Here is a 19,503-nt window from a genome sequence, read left to right as displayed (position 1 = left end):
TCCCTCATCGCCACGCGGCCCTACCGCGCACGAAACATAACGCACCCGTATTCGCGCCGCGTCTGAAAATGGGCCAGTTCGTCATCGAGGCGGGCGATTGCCCGCAGCGGATTGTCTTTCTGCAGTTCGACGCTTTCGCAAAGCCCGAACCCGTCCTGTTCATCAGAAGATTGCAGGTTGGGATTGAACTCGTAGCGCCAGTGGGTGCATTGCTCACAATTGCCACACTCAACCATACCGTCGCCCCTGTCAGTTGCCCGTCAACCAAGTGTAGCCGTGCAACACCAACCCATCGACTACCCACATCAAAGCCACATAACGAATGTTCCATGCTACGAAATTAGCGCCTGGAATGCCGAATCTGCCCTGCATTGCCAGGTGCATGCCCGAAAGCGGCGAAGCGCACAGCCCCAGCGACCACGCCATCAGAAAGAGCAGTCCCAACAGGTTTGGATCCGCGACAACGGGCATGAGGATTCCGCCCGCCACCGAAATGCTGATGACCGGATGCACACCGGCGATCGCCAGAAGGATCATGACAGCGAGCAGTCCCGTGGCGTCCAGCGGACCAAAGTCGCTGATCAACGCGCCCAACCCGAGGCCCTCCGCGGTACTTGCAATTCCGGCGGCGAGAACACCGGCGGCCAGGAACAGCAACAGCTCACCGGCCATCTGCGGCAATCCCCGCCGTACATGCCGCGACAGCACTGGCAGCGCACGCGCGCCGTCGCGGTACAGCAAGCCGACGCAGGCGATCAGGGGTGAGAGCAGAGAGATCCAGGTCAGGATGCGCACCTCCGACCAGATCTCGTGCAATACGAGCACGCAGACCGTGAGCAGTGCGGGTAGAGCGAGCGCAGCGAAGTGCATTGGATACCCGCGAAACGCGTTCACCTCAGGATCGCGTCCAAGTCCGAAGCCCGTAACGGCCAATGCCACCAGCGCAACGGGTAACCCGACCATCGACAGGGTCTGCAACTGCGATCCAGGGGCGCTGGTCAGCGCCACACCCATCGCCGCAAAGAACGGAGACCAATTGGCCGCGGTGCTAAATCCGCGTGACAATACCACGGCCTGTAGTCGCGTCAGTGGCGCGCGCGCCGACTGCCTCTCACCGACAATCATGAGCGCCGAGAGATTGATGAACGCACCGAAAAAGTGGATACCCAACAGCGTGCGCCACATAGCGCGTTTACCCTCGGGCAACGACTCGTGCCGCTCGGCGACAGGGAGCGCTATCAAGCGCAGGAAACCCACGCCAACCAGCATTGCCAACAGGATCTGGTTGGCGCTGACAGCCGCACCGAGGCGCGAGCCGACGCCAAGCGTCGTTCCCCAGACCAGTCCTGCGATCCCCACGGTGAGCATGGCAACCACCTGAACGCGCAACGCGCCATTCAGTCGTCTGGCCAGCAGCATTCCCGCGCCCCACCCCGCCAGCCCCGCCCATTCGGCGGGAAACGATCTGCTGAAGCCGTTCACGAGCGAAAGCACAAGAAGCGCCAGCAACAGCCAGCCGGCGCTTGCGTCTTTCAGCTGCTGGTTACTCCCCATCGGTCCAACTATTCCTGCCGTTGCCGGGTTTCATATCCAAAAGCGGTGGCACTCCCCTTGTCTCGATTTCGCCTTGCGATTGCGCGCGACAGGAGCGCAATCTATCATCCTTCAACCATGGAACACGCGCGTTTCTTAAGGAATCACTATTCGATGGGACGAATAGTGGTGATGATTGCCTTGGCACTGACGGTACACGCCTGTGTGCCATCCGCCAATGAGATGCACGCCGATCAAGCCACAGCACAAGCCCTGCAAGCACTGGTCTGGGTGGAGAGCGCTGACGCGAAAGCTGATGCGGAGAAAGCAATTCTGGCCGGCGACTTTCGGGTCTTCGTGCCCGCCGGCCGGGGACAGAGCGTCCCGGGGCTGGCAGTCGAGGATGGGTCCAGAATTCGCCAATCCTGCGGCGAAAAGATTCTACCTGGATCCACCGACGTTGTCCGGGGAGAACGCCATCTGCATCTACTTCAAGCGGTACACCGGTACGCCGAGCACTACAACCGTATCGTGGTCAAACGCTGCGGGTTCTGAAGCGGCGGTGCAATCCCAACAACAGACCGAGTAACGCCAGCGACCAGGGCCCAAACGCACCTCCGCCACCACCTCCGCCACTGCTGAGATTCGTACCGGCATCGACAGACACCGTTCCGTGTTCGCGGTTCGACCCATCGGTAGTGACACAGTTTGTTGGCTCCGACGAGGCAGCACCCGATATCGTGATGTCCGAGTTCGAGATGTCGTAGAAAATATTCGTGCTACAACTGATTCTGATTCTGGCATTTGCGTTATTTGCGGTCGTTACCAAAAGCCCGTTCTCTATTCCGTCATTGGCAGTGTCGTCCGCCAGGAGTGTCGAGCAGTAACTTGTATGGCTGGCATTAAAGGTCAAAAGCTCAATATCCACATTCGCACAGCTCACCGGTGCCAGGTTGGTACTGGCAACGTTCCACGTTACATTCACCGTACCGAATGGAGCCGCCAGATTCTCTCCTCCATTCGGAAAAACCACAGTGAATGGACCAGCTCCACTGTGAACGACAACCTGCATATCATCTTCGTCGACCCCATACCTGCCATCGCGCGCTGTCAAACGAAAATTCAGAGTGCGTGCTGTGGAGGGGAGCGTCTCACCGATATTGGGGATGTTGGTCAGCTGGTCGGCCAGGCGCGGGAAATGTCGATGAGAAACGTCTTTGGGCAGATATGACCGGAACAACGCATTGCTACCCAGGTCAGTTCCAATAGTTCCACCCGTTCCACTGGTCGTAGCAGTACCGACATCCATCTCATCCCATTGATACGACAGCGCGTGTCCATCGGGATCCATGGTGGCCGGATTGGCTGTGAGAACAAACGGCGTCTGCCGGGGTATCGTGAAATTGCCGCCAGCGTTAACCGTCGGTGCACTGTTACCGGTTGCCGAGTTGGAGAAACACGCGCCAGCCCCCACCACATAGGTGTTGATTTCAGCAATACTCGCGGCATGAAAAGTCGCATCACTGCTGGACTGCAGGTTTTCTAAACCACAGATACCTGCATAAGCCATCACGGTGGAGCCGCTACCTGGCTCGTAAGCCGTCGCAGCGTTGCGATTGGGCGCAACACAGTTTGAGGTGGTGCCGTTAAAGGTGTGATTGGCACCCATCTGGTGGCCAATTTCGTGCGCCACATAGTCGATATGGAAGGGATCTCCAGTAGGGCTGGGCAAGCCGGTCGTACCTGCCGCCTTCATCGAATTGTTACACGCAACCCCAAGCCCCGCCAGGCCACCGCTACCGGTGCTGAATACATGGCCGATATCGTAATTCGATGAGCCAATGACGGCGTCCAGATTGGCCTGATTCTGGGCGACTATCACACTCGCATTGCTGTTGTCATAAGGATCCGACGCCGCATTGGTATAGATGATGGAGTCGTTGTTGGAGACCAGAATGAATCCGAGTGCCGTATCCCTGCCATAGATCTGATTGACGCGATTAATGGCCGTAACAATCGCGGCAAGCGCTGAAGATACGCTTCCGCCATGAAAAGCGGTGTACTCGCCGGTTGCAGCCACAGCCAGGCGATAGGTGCGCAACTGATCACCGGTCCGAGGTAACGCAACGCCGCGCCCTTCAGAACTGGCCAAATCACCCTCTTCGGAACCTTCGACCAAACACATCGAACGACCATCGGTCCCACGGCCAAGTGCACGGCCGTAGTCGTGCTTGAAGTAACTGCGGTAGTGACCAGCATCTCCATCAGGATCGATATACAGCGTTTCAGAGGCGCCGATGACCATGGCATGAAAACCCTGGGGCGTGATATCGAGTCGCCCGCTGGCGGTAGGGTCGTCGAGGCCGATCGCGCGATAGGTGCGAATTTCGGGATAGCGCGCCGCCAGGCCCGGTTCCATGATCGGCGATTCCACAATTTCGAAGCGTTGAAACGTGCCGTCCGGGAACGGCAGGCTCAACTCGGCGCCGTGACTGGAGGCGAACTCTCTGGGTGCGGCGTCGAGTTGCGCTTGCAACAGTGCGGTATCCGCACTCAGCGCACGGTAGTAAAGCGGCGGACCGCTGACACGCGACAGCACGGTATCCGTCTGCACATCCTGCCAGACCGTCGTGTCCGCTTTGCTAACCGCTGGCAGGATCGAAAAAACCAGAAGTACAGCGACAGGGCAATACCCTCTACACATCCGCGTTCTCAAACCCGACATCTGCGCCTACTGGAAGACATACCTTATGCACTGCAGGCGTCGCTCACCGTGCAATCTCTGACGACTCGGTTACTCATGATCTGTAGCCGGTACGTATGACCCGGCACCTATTAAAAAGACGATATGGCATGGCCATTATCACCACATCGCACCGTTCAAACCGCGACACCGTGCACGGAGCGAGTACAGACCCAATCAGCTCGGTAATTCGCTCCGACCCATGAGGTATTCGTCGACCGCACGCGCCGCCTGCCGCCCTTCACGTATCGCCCAGACAATCAGCGATTGTCCACGACGCATATCGCCAGCCGTGAACACCTTGTCCACACTGGTGCGATAGCTCTGAGTATCGGCTGCGACGTTGCCGCGCGGATCGTATCCCACCCCGAGTGCATCCAGCATGCCTTCATGCACCGGATTGACGAATCCCATCGCCAGCAGCACCAGATCGGCCTTGATCTCGAACTCACTGCCGGCAATCTCTTTCATCTGCCACTGACCTTGCTCCTGCACCCATTCAACGCGCACGCCGAGCAGCGCCGTGACCTTGCCGTTCTCGCCTTTGAAGCCTTTGGTGGCGACCGCCCAATCGCGTTCGCACCCCTCCTCATGCGAGGTGGAGGTACGCAGACGCATGGGCCAATTGGGCCAGGTGACCGATTTGTCGGCCCGCTCCGGTGGCTTGGGCATCAGTTCGATCTGTGTGACCGAAGCGGCGCCCTGGCGGTTGGATGTGCCTACGCAATCGGCACCGGTGTCGCCACCGCCGATGACGACCACATCCTTACCCGCAGCCGTGAATTGTGGTCCGCCGTTAATCACTTCACCGCCCACACGCCGGTTTTGCTGCACCAGGAAATCCATGGCGAAATGCACACCATCGAGGTCGCTGCCTGGAACGGGGAGAGCACGTGGCTGCTCGGAGCCGCCGGCAAGTACCAGGGCGTCGAACTCCACCATCAGCTTGTCGACGGGCACATTGACGCCGACGTGACTGTTGACCCGAAAGCGCACCCCCTCCGCTTGCATCTGCGCAAGGCGGCGATCGATCACGCCTTTTTCGAGTTTGAAATCCGGTATCCCGTAGCGCAGCAGCCCACCCACCTTCGCGTTCTTTTCGTAGACGATGACCCGATGACCGGCGCGCGCCAGCTGCTGGGCGCACGCCAAACCCGCCGGACCCGAGCCGATGACCGCCACCTTCTTGCCTGTGCGCCGTATCGGGATCTGAGGTCGCACCCAACCCATCTCCCAACCCTTCTCGATGATCGAATACTCGATGGTCTTGATGGTGACGGGCGAATCCTGCAGATTCAGCGTGCAGGCCTCTTCGCAGGGAGCCGGGCAGACGCGCCCGGTAAACTCCGGAAAGTTGTTGGTGGAGTGGAGTACATCCAGCGCATCGCGCCACTGATGGTGGTAAACGAGGTCGTTGAAATCCGGGATGATGTTGTCGACCGGGCAGCCCTGGTGGCAGAACGGAATGCCGCAATCCATGCAGCGCGCACCCTGCTGACTCACTTCGTCCTCGCGCAGCGGGATGACAAACTCGGTGTAACCCTTCTTGCGCTCGCTGACTGGCGCGTAGGCGCGGTCGCGGCGTTTGATCTCCAGGAACCCTGTTGGCTTGCCCATATCGATCAACCCCCAATCGTCAGGTTGACGCCGTTGCGCTCCGTCGGCTTGCTCTGGGCTTGCATCTGTTCCAGGGCGCGACGGTAATCAACCGGCATTACCTTCACAAACTTCGGCAGGTAGTGATCCCACCGCTCCAGGATCGCCTTACCGCGTGAGCTGTCGGTGTAGTGAACGTGCCGTTCGATGATGGAGCGCAGGCGCTGCGCATCATAGCGCGTCATATCGCGCATCAGTTCCACAAGACCGTGAGTTTCGAGATCGCCACCCTGATGCTCGGTCGCCTCCAGCGCCGCATCCTCATCGGCGATAGGCTCGAGATCGACCATCGCCAGATTGCAGCGCGGCTCGAAATCACCGCTTTCATCCAGCACGTAGGCCACTCCGCCGCTCATGCCGGCTGCGAAGTTGCGGCCTGTCTCGCCGAGCACCACCACGCAGCCGCCGGTCATGTACTCGCAACCATGATCACCGACGCCTTCAACAACCGCCACAGCGCCGGAGTTGCGCACAGCAAAACGCTCGCCGGCAACACCGCGGAAATAGCACTCACCACTGATCGCGCCGTAAAGAACGGTATTACCGACGATGATGTTGGCATCGGGCACAATCTTGCTTTCCGCCGGCGGCCGGATCACGATGCGACCACCCGACAAACCCTTGCCCACGTAATCGTTGCCTTCGCCTTCCAGATCCAACGTCACGCCACGCGCCAGCCAAACGCCGAAACTCTGGCCCGCGGTTCCCTTCAACTTGATGAAGACGGTGTCCTCGTTCAGCCCCTTGTGGCCATAACGTTTGGCGACCTCTCCGGAAAGCATGGCGCCCACGGTGCGGTTGGAGTTGCGAATCTCGGACTCGATGCGCACCGGTTCCTGATTCTCCAACGCGGGCCTTGCCTGCTCGATGAGCCAGTTGTCGAGCGCCTTGTCGAGGCCGTGGTCCTGCACCTCGCAATTGAAGATGTTGACGCCCTCGCGCGCGACCGGCTTGTAGAGCACTCGGGACAGATCGAGTCCCTTGGCCTTCCAGTGATTGATGGCTTTCAGCATGTTGAGGCGATCGCTTTGGCCGATCATCTCCTGCCAGGAACGAAAACCCAGCTTGGCCATCAGTTCGCGCACCTCGGCGGCTATGAACATGAAAAAGTTCACCACATGCTCCGGCTGTCCCGGGAAAAGTTTGCGCAGCTCGGGATCCTGCGTCGCCACGCCCACCGGACAGGTGTTGAGATGGCACTTGCGCATCATGATGCAACCCTCGGCGATGAGCGCCGCCGTACCGAAACCCACCTCGTCGGCACCCAGCAACGCGGCCACCACGACATCACGACCCGTGCGCATCCCGCCGTCGGTCTGCACGGCGATGCGGCCGCGCAGCTCGTTGGCCACCAGGGTCTGATGCGTCTCGCTGAGACCGATCTCCCAGTGCGACCCGGCCTGCATTACCGAGGTGATTGGGCTCGCGCCGGTACCGCCGTCGTTACCCGAGATCAGCACATGATCGGCATGCGCCTTGGAGACGCCAGCCGCCACGGTGCCGACACCCACTTCGGACACCAGCTTGACGCTGATGCGTGCGCGCGGATTCACGTTTTTCAGATCATGAATCAGCTGCGCCAGATCCTCGATGGAGTAGATGTCGTGATGCGGCGGCGGCGAGATCAGTCCGACGCCCGGTGTCGAGTGGCGCACCTTGGCGATCCACTGATCGACCTTGTGACCGGGAAGCTGGCCGCCCTCGCCGGGTTTGGCGCCCTGCGCCATCTTGATCTGAATCTCGTCGGCGTTGACCAGATACTCGGTGGTGACACCAAAACGCCCCGAGGCCACCTGCTTCACCGCCGAGCGCATGGTGTCACCGTTCTCCAGTGGCACAAAGCGGCTCTGCTCTTCGCCGCCCTCGCCGGTGTTGGATTTGCCGCCGAGACGGTTCATCGCGATGGCCAGCGTGGTGTGCGCCTCCCAGGAGATGGAACCAAATGACATGGCGCCCGTCGCGAAGCGCTTGACGATCTCGGTGGCCGGTTCCACTTCATCCAGCGGAATCGGTTGCTCGGCATACTTGAACTCGAACAGCCCGCGCAGGTTCTTCAGTTTCTTGCTCTGGTCGTTGACAAGCGCGGTGTACTGACTGAATTTCGCTTCATTGCCTTCGCGCACTGCATGTTGCATCAGCGAAATGGTTTCCGGGGTCCAGACATGCTCCTCACCGCGCAGGCGATAGGCCAACTCACCCCCCACATCCAGCGCCCGGCGATACAAAGGATTGTTGCCGTAGGCGATCTGGTGACGCCGCACCGCCTCTTCAGCGATTTCATCCAGGCCGATGCCGCCGATGGTGCTGGGGGTGCCGGTGAAATAACGATCAAGGAACTCCTGATTGAGCCCCACGGCATCGAAGATCTGCGCGCCGCAATACGACTGATAGGTGGAGATACCCATCTTGGACATCACCTTCAGCATGCCCTTGGCAACCGCCTTGATGTAGCGTTTGTGCGCCTCTTCGACCGTCAGGTCCTCGGGCAGCTCCGGCAACATCGCGGTAATCGAGTCGAAGGCGAGATAGGGGTTGATCGCCTCGGCGCCGTACCCGGCCAACAGGCAGAAGTCATGCACCTGACGCGCTTCACCGGTCTCGATCACCAGCCCCACCTCGGTACGCAGGCCCGCGCGGATCAGGTGATGGTGTACAGCACTCGTAGCCAGCAACGCGGGGATCGCGACATGGCCCGCGTCAACGCAGCGATCGGAAAGCACCAGAATGTTGTGGCCATCCTTGACCACATCGGTCGCAATAGCGCAAAGCCTTTGGATGGCGGAGTTGATGCCTTTGGCGCCCTGCTCTACCGGATAGCAGTAATTCAGCGTATAGGTACGAAATGCCGAATCGACATGGTTTTCGATACGACGGATCTTCTCGAGGTCGACGTTGGAGAGGATCGGCTGGTGCACCTCGAGGCGCTTGTGTTTCCCGCCCGTCTGCAGATCCAGCAGATTCGGCCGCGGCCCGATCAGCGAGACCAGCGACATCACCAGTTCTTCGCGGATCGGATCGATGGGCGGGTTGGTCACCTGGGCGAAATTCTGCTTGAAGTAATCGTAGAGCATCTTCGGCCGATCGGAGAGGACCGCCGGCGGAATGTCGCGGCCCATCGCGCCGATGGGGTCCTGGCCGCTGGTGGCCATCGGCTTGAGGAAGAACTTGAGATCCTCCTGCGTATAACCGAAGGCCTGCTGGGCGCGCAACAGCGAGGGCGCATCGGGCGCCATGGCCGCCACTTCCGGAGGCAGATCTTCAAGCAGGATCTGCGTCTCGTCGAGCCACTCCTGATAGGGGTACTTGCCGGCCAGATCCGCCTTCAATTCCGCATCGTCGATGATGCGCCCCTGCTCCAGATCGATGAGAAACATCTTGCCCGGCTGCAGGCGCCACTTCTTGATGATCTTCTCCTCGGGGATCGGCAGCACCCCCATCTCCGAGGCCATCACCACCAGATCGTCTTCGGTAACCAGATAGCGGGCCGGGCGCAGGCCGTTGCGATCCAGGGTGGCTCCAATCTGCCGGCCATCGGTGAAAGCCACGGCGGCCGGGCCGTCCCACGGCTCCATCAGCGCGGCGTGATACTCGTAGAAGGCGCGACGCTGCTCGTCCATCAGCGGGTTGTCGGCCCACGCCTCGGGAATCATCAGCATCATGGCGTGCGCCAGGGAATAGCCACCGGCCAGGAGCAGTTCAAGCGCATTGTCGAAGGTGGCGGAATCGGAAGCGCCGTCACCGATCAGGGGCCAGAGCTTCTCCAGATCCTCACCGAGGATCTCGGAACTCATCCCCGAGCGGCGAGCGAGCATCCAGTTGATGTTGCCGCGCAGCGTGTTGATCTCGCCGTTGTGGGCCAGATAGCGGAACGGCTGCGCAAGCGGCCAACTGGGAAAGGTATTGGTGGAAAACCGCTGATGCACCAGCGCCAGCGCGGACTCGAATCGTTCGTCCCGCAGATCCTGATAGTAGACGCCCACGTTGTCTGCCAGCACCATCGCCTTGTAGGTGATCGTGCGCGCGGATAGCGAAGGCATATAAAAGGCGCTGTTGGAGATATCGGCGCTGGTGCGATCCCACACCTTGTGATGCGCTTGCTTGCGGATGACGAACAGTTTGCGCTCGAAGGCATCGGCGTCAACGCAATTGTCGCCCCGGCCAACAAACACCTGGCGGATTACCGGCTCTATAGGCTTGACACTCTCACCCAGGCACGAGCTGTCGACCGGCACATCACGCCAGCCCAGGAAATTCTGCCCCTCCGTAACCACCGTCTCCTCGATCGCCTTTTCGCAGATGATGCGCGCCTTTTTCTCCTTGGGCATGAACACCATGCCGACGGCGTATTCACCCACTTCGGGTAGATCGATGCCCAGGCGCCTGGCTTCCGCGCGGATGAAGCGATCGGGCAGTTGAACGAGGAGGCCGGCGCCATCACCGGCCAGCGGGTCCGCGCCCACCGCACCACGATGCGTCAGATTGGTGAGTATCTCGAGCCCCTGTTTGACGATGGCGTGGCTTTTGCGATTCTTGATATCAGCGACAAAGCCGACGCCGCAGGCATCGTGGTCGTTGGCCGGATCGTAGAGCCCCGCAGGTCGAGACACACCAATTTCGTTCATCACGCGTTCCACTCCCAATCTACCGGCACCGGCTCGCAGCAGGGCCGCAGGATCCTGCGTCCGAATTCCCATGCGCGGACGTAACTCTAACTGTCTAAAAACCGTGTGAAAACATAGTCGGCGAAAGCGGCGCCTGTGTCCGATTGTTGTCAATCCTCCTCGGAACAATGCCAGCCTTCCACGCCGTGTCCCTTTGATCGGGCCCACGCCATTGAACTCCTCAGCCATCTCCGCCTCACTGGGCGGCCTGCTCACGGCAACGGGGAGTCCCTTTCGACACTCCCGCCCAGGCGGGCGGAACGGTCGATTGTACGATAGAAGCGCGACCGGCGTCACTTCACCATCGGAGTATCCTTATCAATTTGCTTGGTAATGCAACCGATCCCAACCCGCCCGCCTATTACCCGGCTGGACCCCGGGGAGAATCCGCGACGACGGTGAATTGTCCCTGCGACTCGATGTCTTGAGGCCCTCAGCCAATATTTCAGAAAGGTTATTCTGAAATATTGAATGATTTGACCAGGATTACCTTCTAACAATCGTTCATTGGCCGGACTACAGTTCCGTCATTCATTGATTAATTTGAACATCTTGAGGATAACAACATGCTCATCACCCGAAAAAGCCAGGAGCGCGGCCACGTCAATCATGGTTGGCTGGACAGCTACCACTCCTTCTCGTTTGGCGGCTACTACGATCCGGCGCACATGGGCGTCTCTGTGTTACGGGTCATCAACGAAGACCGCGTCTCTCCCAGCGGCGGCTTTGCGCCCCACGATCACCAGGACATGGAGATCATCAGCTACGTGCTGGAGGGCTCCTTGCGGCACAAAGACAGCATGGGCAATTCCTCGGTGATCCGCCCGGGTGAAATCCAGCGCATGAGCGCCGGCACCGGCGTCACCCACAGTGAATTCAATGCCTCGGACAGCGAACCGGTGCACTTCCTGCAGATCTGGATTCAGCCCGATGTGACCGGGATTGCACCAAGCTACGAGCAGACCCTGTTTCCCGAGGCCGAAAAACGTGGGCGGCTGCGACTGGTTGCCTCCCCGGACGGAGAGGCGGGCTCGGTAACCATCCACCAGAACGCCCGACTCTATTGCGCCCTGGTGGATGGCAACGAAGTGGATACTCACTCTACGAAGGCAGGCCTGCACTATTACGCACAGGTCGCCGCCGGCACCGTGAGCATCAACGGCGTAGCATTGCAGGCCGGCGATGGTGCGACGATAACCGCTGAGCCTGAAATCCGACTCAGTAACGGCCACGGCGCCGAAGTCCTGCTGTTTGAGCTGCCCTAGCCCGCATACCGCGCGAAGGCGGACCGCCGAGAACAGGAACTGCACTCCTGATCAGATGGTTGACGCGAGATCAGCGCCTGGTGGAAGCACGGTTACGGTTTGTCCTGCTCGGGGCAACATAGGGGCTAGGAGTTCACGATGTCCCGATAGAGCGATTCGTCCTCGAGGCTCTCCAGAAACCACTTGAGCGCTTTACCCTTCTCACGGGTGCGCCAGGCCAGGCAGATCTGCGGGTGAGGGACGTCGGATTCAACCCGACGCTCCAGCAGACGCCCCGTCGCCAGATCCTCGGTCACCATGAAGCGCGGTACCGACCCGACGCCCAGGCCGTAGCGATGCGCTTCGATCTTGGCGGCGAGGTCCGGCACCGTAAACACCTCCTGCCCTTTCAGTAACGCCGACGTGACCGGGGGTAGATTCCGCGAACTGTCAGCTGCGGCGATGGCGCGGTGACCAAGGAGATCTGCCTCGGCCAGCGGTTCTGGCAGCAAAGCCAAGGGATGGTGGGGCGCCATCACGAACACGAATGCCACCTCACCCAGAGGTCGGGTGCTTATGCCGCCGCCGGCCGGGCCCGTGCCCGTTGCGGCGATGGCAATATCCGCACGGCCCGACAGCAGGGCATCCCACACGCCCGAGAGCATTTCGCGCAGCAGCCGAATCTCCGTACCGCGTTGCTCAGCGTAGAACCGGGCCAACAGCGGAAAGAGGCGGGTTATGGGATAGATATCGCCCACGGCCAAGGTCAAGGTGCTCTCCCAGCCGGTGGCCACTCGCTTGACGGCGCACTCCAACTCGCTTGCGGCCCGCAGCAGGTGGCGCCCATCTTCGAGCAATTTGCGCCCTGCGGCGGTCAGTTGCGCGCGATGGCCACGACGATCAAACAACAATGCATCGATATCCTGCTCCAGCTTCTGGACGGTATAGGTTATTGCCGAAGGCACCCGGTGCAGCTCGGTCGCGGCCGCGGCAAAACTTCCCTTGCGCTCGATGGCATCGAGCACCGCTAACGCATCGAGCGTGATTCGCAATCCCATAGTCAAACTCCAACACGGTATGAACCACCCCAAGCTTAGCTCAACAGATTCAAAATAACGCGATCACCTGTTATCAAATAGTCTTTAAAAACAATATTAGGTGCCATTAATAATCTGTTTTTATTGGTTTTTTACAGGTTCATGATATTTGAATGTCTCGATGAGATTATTCCAATTTCATTCCCCTCCGTGAACCATTAGCCTGATACGCAACAGTACTACCCGTCACTTTTCAGGAGCCCACCATGACCGCCACGAAACGCAGCGTAGTCCGCACCCTCGCCACCACCGACCAGTCAGGCAGCCTGCTCCTGCGTATACCGCTGGGCATCATCTTTATTGCCCACGGTGCTCAGAAGCTGTTCGGCGCTTTTGGCGGCTATGGCCTGGAGGGCACCGGTCAATGGATGGATTCGATAGGTCTGACCCCCGGCTACGGGATGGCGCTATTGGCGGGCAGCGCGGAATTCTTCGGTGGTATCGCCCTGGTGCTGGGGCTGCTGACCCGCCCGGCGGCCCTTGTTTTGGCCTTCACCATGTTGGTGGCCATCCTCACGGTCCACATCGGCAACGGGCTTTTCATCAGCAACAACGGGTACGAGTTAGGACTCGCGCTACTGGCCGGTTCGCTGGCCCTGACCTTCCAGGGCGGCGGACGCTGGTCGCTGGACCGCCTCATCGTGCAACGCATCGCAAACTGACCCTTGTGCGTGGGCTCCGAGAGGGGCCCCGCCCCGACTTTGGAGTCGTATCCCATGTATCAATTGAACCAAGGCACCTGGCACAGCGACGGCTTTGAGCCCTCGACCCGCAATGGCGAGTTCGACCGTCAGGAGAGCACCTTCCGCGACTGGATCACCGCTGATGGCAGCAGTGGCTACAAGGCCGAACCGGGGCGCTACCACCTGTACGTTTCCCTCGCCTGTCCCTGGGCGCACCGCACGCTTATCGTACGCTCGCTCAAAGGACTGGAAGCGGTGATTTCGGTGGACGTGGTCGAACCCCACATGGGCGAAGAAGGCTGGGTGTTCGGCACCTATCCCGGGAGCAGCCGCGACACCGTCAACGGTTTGCGGACGCTGCACGAGGTCTACCGGATGGCCGACGCGCACTTCAACGGCATCGTTACGGTGCCGGTACTCTGGGACAAACAGCGGCGACGCATCGTCAACAACGAATCGTCCGAGATCATCCGTATGCTCAACACCGCCTTCAACGCCTGGGGCAGGCACCAGGTCGATCTCTACCCGAAGCCTCTGCGTGAGGAGATCGACGCCATCAACCGTTCCATCTACGACTATGTCAACAACGGCGTCTATCGCGCCGGCTTTGCAACCACCCAAACCGCTTACGAACAGGCCGTAGTGCAGCTGTTCGAGATGCTGGATGTGCTGGAGGCGCGATTGGCCGAACAGCGCTATCTGGTGGGCGATCAGATCACCGAGGCCGACTGGCGGTTGTTTACCACCCTGGCGCGCTTCGACACGGTCTACCACACCCACTTCAAATGCAGCCTGCGCCGCCTGGTGGATTATCCCAATTTGTGGGCCTACACGCGTGAGCTGTACCAGATCCCCGGGATCGCGGAGACCGTGAATCTCGATCACATCAAACACCACTACTACACCAGTCATCCCACACTGAATCCCAAGGGCATCGTCCCGATTGGCCCGCAATTGGATTTCACCGCAGCGCACGACCGCGACCGGTTTACGAAGCCTGAATCAGAAAGGAATCCGACATGAATCAGCCCCTCGATGATGCGGCGCTCAACACCCTGTTCCGCACCGCGCGCACTCACAACCGATGGCGGAATCGCGAAGTGCCCGACGAGTTGCTGGTACAGCTCTACGATACGATGAAATGGGGTCCAACCAGCATGAATTGCACGCCTGCACGGCTGGTTTTCATTAAATCCCCTGCGGCCAAGAATCGTCTGAAACCTGCGCTGGCGACCGGCAACCTGGAGAAGACCCTTGCGGCGCCGGTCACCGTGATCGTCGCGCACGATCGCAGATTCTACGAACATATGCCGACACTCTTTCCACACCAGGACGTCAAGTCCCTGTTCGCAGACAATCCCGCACTTGCAGAATCGACCATGACACGCAACGGCACTCTGCAAGGCGCTTATCTGATCATTGCCGCCCGTGCATTGGGGCTCGATGTCGGCCCTATGTCCGGCTTCGACAACGTCAAACTGGACGCCGAGTTTTTTCCGGACGGACGTTATCGCTCGGACTTTCTCGCCAACCTCGGTTACGGAGACGACGAGGGACTCTGCCCGCGCGGGCCGCGGCTGAGTTTCACGCAGGCCGCCACCATCAATTAGCGATCAACGCGCTACGCAAGTTTACAACCAGCTCGGCGTGAAGTGTGTGATATCACGCAATTCGGCTGTGTTAAGCATTTCCAAACGACTAACCACAAAGGGGGGTTTCGGTTACCCCGCCTGTGAGGTGTTCATCGCCCTGCTCCTTCTCAAGAATGTCACGGTCGGATCCGGGGCTGTTGAGCACCTGATTCGGTCCACTATAAGGTTGCGGTGAACAAAGCAAAATCAAGCAACCAATCCATTCATTTAAGGAGGAAAGCCTTTATGAGGAGACAACTCTTTGCGGGGTCGCTCATGCTCGGTTGCTTGAGTCTCGCGCCTACCGCGCAGGCGGCCCAACCCAGTGGAACGATGCTCGCGGCATCGTGTTCGGCCTGCCATGGAACCAGCGGTAGCAGCGTTGGCATCACTCCCAGCCTGGCGGGCATCAACCAAGAGTATTTCGTTGAAACCATGCAGGCGTTCAAGGATGGATCACGCAAAGCCACGGTCATGGATCGCATCGCCAAGGGATATACCGATGCCCACCTCAAGGCCATGGCCGATTACTTCTCGGTGCAACCGCTCAAGCCGATGAAACAGGCCGTCGCGCAGGCCAAAGCCAACACAGGCAAACAGCTGCATCGGCAGTACTGCGAGAAGTGCCACGAGGACGGCGGCCGCAAATCCGATGACGGCGGGATTCTCGCCGGACAGTCCATGCTCTATCTCACCTACTCCATGCAGGACTTCAAGGCCGGGGATCGCGAAGCACCCAAGAAGATGCGCGCCAAGGTCAGAGAGATGCTGCAGGAACACGGCCAGGGTGCCGTGGAATCCGTCATCCACTACTACGGCAGCCAGCAGTAGGGAGAATGCGCATGACTACTATCAATCGTCGCGACTTTATCAAACTCGGCGCCAGCCTTTCCGCTGCAATCGCACTGCCTGGCTGCGCAAACATGTCAAAAAGCAGTGCCGGAGCCTCCGGCAAGGTGGTGATCGTCGGGGGCGGTCCTGGTGGCGCCACTGCGGCCCGCTACCTGCGGATGCAAAACCCCGGCATCGAAGTCACTCTGATCGAAGCCAATCCCACCTATCACACCTGCTTCATGAGTAACGAGGTACTGGCGGGTGACCGCGCGCTCGACTCGATCGCCTTCAGCTACGACGGTCTGCGCGCCCATGGCGTCAAGGTTGTGCACGACACCGTTACCGCCATCGATCCGCAGGCGCGCACAGTACTGACCAGGAGCGGTCAGAAGTTTGCCTATGACCGCGCCATCGTCTCGCCCGGCATCGACTTCAAGTGGGAAACCATCAGTGGTTACGATGAGACGGTTGCGCAGACCATTCCCCACGCCTGGAAAGCCGGACCGCAAACAGCCATTCTGCGCAAGCAGCTCGAGGCAATGCACAATGGTGGTACGGTGGTGATATGTCCGCCGCCCAATCCGTTCCGTTGCCCTCCGGGACCCTACGAGCGGGCCAGCCTGATCGCACACTATCTGAAGCATCACAAGCCAAAATCCAAGATCCTGATTCTGGATGCCAAGCCGAAATTTTCCAAGCAGGGGCTGTTTGTCCAAGGCTGGAAACGGCTCTACGGTTACGGCACGGCGAACAGCATGATCGAGTGGATCAGCGGCGAACAAACCGACAAGGGTATCGAAAGTGTCGATGCCGCCAGCCGCACCGTCACCACCCGCTTCGGCGACAAGCATCGCGGCGATGTGCTCAATCTCATTCCCGCGCAAAAACCAGGAAAGATAGCGTTTGATGCCGGCCTGGTGAACGAAAAAGGGTGGTGCCCGGTAAACAAGAAGAGTTTTGAATCGACCATTCATCCCAACATCCATGTCCTGGGTGATGCCAGCGATGCGACAAAGATGCCGAAATCAGGTTATAGCGCTAACGTACAAGCCAAGGTTTGTGCCGCGGCGGTCATCGATCTGCTCGCCGGCAATGCTCCGGGCGAACCTTCGTACATGAACACCTGTTACAGCATCGTGGGTGAAAAGTACGGAATCTCGGTGAGCTTCGTCTACTCGCTGGACGAGAATGGCAACAGCATCAATCCAGTGAAAGGCTCCGGCGGTTTGACACCCATGGATGCCAGTGAGCAGAACCTGGAACGCGAGATGAACTATGCCCACGGTTGGTTCAACAACATCACCCACGACATCTTCGGTTGAGTTCTCGTTGTAACACATGACTTTTACGGGGCCTCTGGCCCCGTTTTTTTTCGGCCGGCTGCGCCAATTCAACGACCACTTCGGCTAACGCGTACTACCCCGGCAGCTGGCTGACGACCACTGCCCCGTTTCACTCGCCATCTCAACCAATCCGTCGAAAAGGGCCTGTTGCGCCGGATCATCCTCTACGGTGAGTTCCGGATGCCACTGCACAGCGATCAATCGTGGGTTGTCGATCAGCTCGACCGCCTCGATGACACTGTCTTCGGCCCAGGCCACCGCGCGAAGCCCGGCACCCAGGCGATCGATAGCCTGGTGATGCCAGGAGGCAACCGAAGCGCGCTGGCAGCCCATCAGTGTTGTCAGTCGTGAGCGGGGATGGATGAAAACATCGTGTGGCGTAGGGACTCGTGGCGGTGCGCGGTGCGACAGTCCCTCGCCGAAGGCATCCGGAATATGTACATGCAAGGTACCACCAAGAACGGTATTGACCAGCTGCATGCCGCGGCAGATGGCCAGAGTTGGGATCTCCCTTTCAAGAACCAGTCGAGTAAGACGCAACTCTGCGCTGTCGCGCGCTGCATCCACGTTGTAAACGGTCTCGTGACCGGCACCCCGGTAATGCTTCGGGTCCAGATCGCCGCCGCCAACCAATACCAACCCATCCAGGTGCTCCAGCCACTGTTCAGAAAAGTCTGCCGTCACCGACGGGAGCAGAAACGGAACCGCACCGGCCCTAACTACCGCATGCACATACTCCTCGGGCACACGATAATCGGGCTGTTCGATCGTCCCGTAAGTAGTCAGCCCTATAGCAGGTTTGCACACTCTCATCCGGTTACAGTCTGCCCTCGATGGCCTGCATGAAGAGCTCGGTGAGATTCTTCACTGTCAACGGAACCGGATTGGATCCCGAAGAAGGATCGACCACGGCCATCTCCGCCAGTGTCGGCACGTGACCGGGCGTGACACCAAGCTCCGCCAGGGTGTGCGGAATACCGATCTGTTCGCGCAACTCCACCACCCAGTGCAACACTGCATCCGCATTGGAACCGGGTAGGTCGAGATAGCGCGCCAACGCCGCCAGCTTCTCCTCGATAGCCCGTCGATTGAAGGCCAGCACATAGGGCATCACCACGGCATTGGTCAGTCCGTGATGCATGTCCAGCGTCGAACCGCAAGGGTGGCTCATGCTGTGCATCGCGCCGAGCCCTTTCTGGAATGCCGTAGCTCCCATGGAGGATGCGATCATCATGTGCGCGCGGGCTTCCAGGTTGCTGCCATCTGCACACGCAACCGGTAACCACTGTTTGATCAACCGCATGCCCTCCAGCGCGATACCTTGCGCCATCGGATGGTAGGACGGGCTGCAGTACGCCTCCAGGTTGTGAGAGAGCGCATCCATTCCCACGGCAGCGGTCATGGCAGCCGGCAGACCCACGGTCAATTCCGGATCGGCGATAACCAGGGCGGGCAGCATGCGCGGATGGAAAATGATCTTCTTGGTGTGATCGCGCAGATCCGTAATGACCGAAGCGCGGCCCACTTCAGAGCCGGTACCCGAAGTGGTCGGCACCGCCACCACGGGAGCCATGCCCTTGACGTTGACCCGCGTATACCAATCTTCACGGTCTTCGAAATCCCACAATGGCCGCGTCTGCCCGACCATCAACGCCACCGCTTTGGCGGCATCCAACGCACTGCCACCACCGAAGGCAATCACCCCATCGTGGTCACCCCTGCGATACGCCTCCACCCCTGCGGTCACGTTCTCAGCCACCGGATTGCCCCGCACCTCGGAGAACAGTTCGCAGGCCAATCCGTCCTGACGGCACGCCTCCTGCGCCTGCCGAATCATCGGCAGCGCCGCCAGCCCGGGATCGGTTATCAACAGTGGCCGCTGCATTCCCAAGGTGCGGCAGGCATCAGGTAGTTCACGAATACGTCCCACGCCAAAGCGAATCGCCGTTGGGTAGTTCCAGTTACCTTTCAAAGCAGAAACATCGTTCACACAGGTCTCCGTCTAATCGCTGTAGAGATTGAATTGTTGGAAAGCCGGTCGCGCCATTTGAGCCGCGCACTAGCGCCGAAGCATCGTT

Annotated in this window: 15 protein-coding genes; 7 read left to right on the top strand and 8 right to left on the bottom strand. The window is 59.6% G+C overall.

Features of this window, described 5'->3' with window-relative positions:
- Window positions 1-20: 20 nt before the first annotated feature.
- Both DWQ09_06150 and DWQ09_06145 read right to left on the bottom strand, forming a co-directional pair.
- On the bottom strand, window positions 21-236 hold the full coding sequence (locus DWQ09_06150; GenBank protein KAA3629805.1) for a hypothetical protein: 216 nt from the start codon (window positions 234-236) through the stop codon (window positions 21-23).
- Window positions 237-249: 13 nt separating this feature from the next.
- Complete coding sequence (locus DWQ09_06145; protein ID KAA3629804.1) at window positions 250-1,554, bottom strand: hypothetical protein; 1,305 nt, start codon at window positions 1,552-1,554, stop codon at window positions 250-252.
- A gap of 171 nt (window positions 1,555-1,725) precedes the next feature.
- On the opposite strand from DWQ09_06145, the gene DWQ09_06140 reads away from it, so the two are divergent.
- On the top strand, window positions 1,726-2,088 hold the full coding sequence (locus tag DWQ09_06140; GenBank protein ID KAA3629803.1) for a glutamyl-tRNA amidotransferase: 363 nt from the start codon (window positions 1,726-1,728) through the stop codon (window positions 2,086-2,088).
- Here the strand turns inward: DWQ09_06140 and DWQ09_06135 are convergent.
- From DWQ09_06135 to DWQ09_06125, 3 genes are all read right to left on the bottom strand, one after another.
- Complete coding sequence (locus DWQ09_06135) at window positions 2,069-4,258, bottom strand: hypothetical protein (protein KAA3629802.1); 2,190 nt, start codon at window positions 4,256-4,258, stop codon at window positions 2,069-2,071. The two genes, DWQ09_06140 and DWQ09_06135, sit on opposite strands and share 20 nt — an antisense overlap.
- 195 nt (window positions 4,259-4,453) lie before the next feature.
- Complete coding sequence (locus tag DWQ09_06130) at window positions 4,454-5,893, bottom strand: glutamate synthase subunit beta (protein ID KAA3629871.1); 1,440 nt, start codon at window positions 5,891-5,893, stop codon at window positions 4,454-4,456.
- 5 nt (window positions 5,894-5,898) lie between these two features.
- Window positions 5,899-10,554: a glutamate synthase large subunit gene (locus DWQ09_06125; GenBank protein KAA3629801.1), complete on the bottom strand. Its 4,656-nt coding sequence runs from the start codon at window positions 10,552-10,554 to the stop codon at window positions 5,899-5,901.
- Window positions 10,555-11,159: 605 nt separating this feature from the next.
- On the opposite strand from DWQ09_06125, the gene DWQ09_06120 reads away from it, so the two are divergent.
- Window positions 11,160-11,858, top strand: coding sequence for a pirin family protein (locus DWQ09_06120; GenBank protein KAA3629800.1), 699 nt, complete (start codon window positions 11,160-11,162; stop codon window positions 11,856-11,858).
- A 125-nt stretch (window positions 11,859-11,983) separates the two neighbouring features.
- On the opposite strand, the gene DWQ09_06115 is transcribed toward DWQ09_06120, so the two are convergent.
- Window positions 11,984-12,895 carry a LysR family transcriptional regulator gene (locus DWQ09_06115; protein ID KAA3629799.1) on the bottom strand — a complete coding sequence of 304 codons (912 nt, stop codon included), beginning with the start codon at window positions 12,893-12,895 and terminating at the stop codon, window positions 11,984-11,986.
- Window positions 12,896-13,140: 245 nt separating this feature from the next.
- Between DWQ09_06115 and DWQ09_06110 the strand changes: the two genes are divergently transcribed.
- The 5 genes from DWQ09_06110 to DWQ09_06090 all read left to right on the top strand — a co-directional run bounded on the left by DWQ09_06110 (window position 13,141) and on the right by DWQ09_06090 (window position 17,404).
- Window positions 13,141-13,596, top strand: coding sequence for a DoxX family protein (locus DWQ09_06110; GenBank protein ID KAA3629798.1), 456 nt, complete (start codon window positions 13,141-13,143; stop codon window positions 13,594-13,596).
- Between the two features lie 54 nt (window positions 13,597-13,650).
- Entirely contained in the window at window positions 13,651-14,640 is a 990-nt protein-coding gene (locus DWQ09_06105; protein ID KAA3629797.1) for a glutathione S-transferase family protein, read from the top strand.
- Window positions 14,637-15,227, top strand: a complete 591-nt coding sequence (locus DWQ09_06100; protein ID KAA3629796.1) for a malonic semialdehyde reductase — start codon at window positions 14,637-14,639, stop codon at window positions 15,225-15,227. The genes DWQ09_06105 and DWQ09_06100 overlap by 4 nt, the downstream gene beginning before the upstream one ends.
- A 297-nt stretch (window positions 15,228-15,524) precedes the next feature.
- Entirely contained in the window at window positions 15,525-16,079 is a 555-nt protein-coding gene (locus DWQ09_06095) for a cytochrome c4 (GenBank protein KAA3629795.1), read from the top strand.
- A gap of 5 nt (window positions 16,080-16,084) precedes the next feature.
- Window positions 16,085-17,404: a cytochrome C gene (locus tag DWQ09_06090; protein ID KAA3629794.1), complete on the top strand. Its 1,320-nt coding sequence runs from the start codon at window positions 16,085-16,087 to the stop codon at window positions 17,402-17,404.
- 84 nt (window positions 17,405-17,488) lie between these two features.
- Here the strand turns inward: DWQ09_06090 and DWQ09_06085 are convergent, their stop codons facing one another.
- Together DWQ09_06085 and DWQ09_06080 are read right to left on the bottom strand one after the other, a co-directional pair.
- Window positions 17,489-18,238, bottom strand: a complete 750-nt coding sequence (locus tag DWQ09_06085; protein KAA3629793.1) for a gamma-glutamyl-gamma-aminobutyrate hydrolase family protein — start codon at window positions 18,236-18,238, stop codon at window positions 17,489-17,491.
- A gap of 4 nt (window positions 18,239-18,242) precedes the next feature.
- Entirely contained in the window at window positions 18,243-19,415 is a 1,173-nt protein-coding gene (locus DWQ09_06080; protein KAA3629792.1) for an iron-containing alcohol dehydrogenase, read from the bottom strand.
- Window positions 19,416-19,503: the final 88 nt, after the last annotated feature.

The organism is Pseudomonadota bacterium (assembly GCA_008501635.1).
In the GTDB taxonomy this organism is placed as follows: Bacteria; Pseudomonadota; Gammaproteobacteria; order QQUJ01; family QQUJ01; genus QQUJ01.
Note: the sequence above shows the minus strand (reverse complement) of the source record. Positions and strands in the feature narration are given on the sequence as shown.

Excerpts from the sequence above, each read along its gene's own strand:
- DWQ09_06150 (KAA3629805.1), bottom strand. The coding sequence starts at position 236 with ATGGTTGAGTGTGGCAATTGTGAGCAATGCACCCACTGGCGCTACGAG.
- DWQ09_06145 (KAA3629804.1), bottom strand. The coding sequence starts at position 1,554 with ATGGGGAGTAACCAGCAGCTGAAAGACGCAAGCGCCGGCTGGCTGTTG.
- DWQ09_06140 (KAA3629803.1), top strand. The coding sequence starts at position 1,726 with ATGATTGCCTTGGCACTGACGGTACACGCCTGTGTGCCATCCGCCAAT.
- DWQ09_06135 (KAA3629802.1), bottom strand. The coding sequence starts at position 4,258 with ATGTCGGGTTTGAGAACGCGGATGTGTAGAGGGTATTGCCCTGTCGCT.
- DWQ09_06130 (KAA3629871.1), bottom strand. The coding sequence starts at position 5,893 with ATGGGCAAGCCAACAGGGTTCCTGGAGATCAAACGCCGCGACCGCGCC.
- DWQ09_06125 (KAA3629801.1), bottom strand. The coding sequence starts at position 10,554 with ATGAACGAAATTGGTGTGTCTCGACCTGCGGGGCTCTACGATCCGGCC.
- DWQ09_06120 (KAA3629800.1), top strand. The coding sequence starts at position 11,160 with ATGCTCATCACCCGAAAAAGCCAGGAGCGCGGCCACGTCAATCATGGT.
- DWQ09_06115 (KAA3629799.1), bottom strand. The coding sequence starts at position 12,895 with ATGGGATTGCGAATCACGCTCGATGCGTTAGCGGTGCTCGATGCCATC.
- DWQ09_06110 (KAA3629798.1), top strand. The coding sequence starts at position 13,141 with ATGACCGCCACGAAACGCAGCGTAGTCCGCACCCTCGCCACCACCGAC.
- DWQ09_06105 (KAA3629797.1), top strand. The coding sequence starts at position 13,651 with ATGTATCAATTGAACCAAGGCACCTGGCACAGCGACGGCTTTGAGCCC.
- DWQ09_06100 (KAA3629796.1), top strand. The coding sequence starts at position 14,637 with ATGAATCAGCCCCTCGATGATGCGGCGCTCAACACCCTGTTCCGCACC.
- DWQ09_06095 (KAA3629795.1), top strand. The coding sequence starts at position 15,525 with ATGCTCGGTTGCTTGAGTCTCGCGCCTACCGCGCAGGCGGCCCAACCC.
- DWQ09_06090 (KAA3629794.1), top strand. The coding sequence starts at position 16,085 with ATGCGCATGACTACTATCAATCGTCGCGACTTTATCAAACTCGGCGCC.
- DWQ09_06085 (KAA3629793.1), bottom strand. The coding sequence starts at position 18,238 with ATGAGAGTGTGCAAACCTGCTATAGGGCTGACTACTTACGGGACGATC.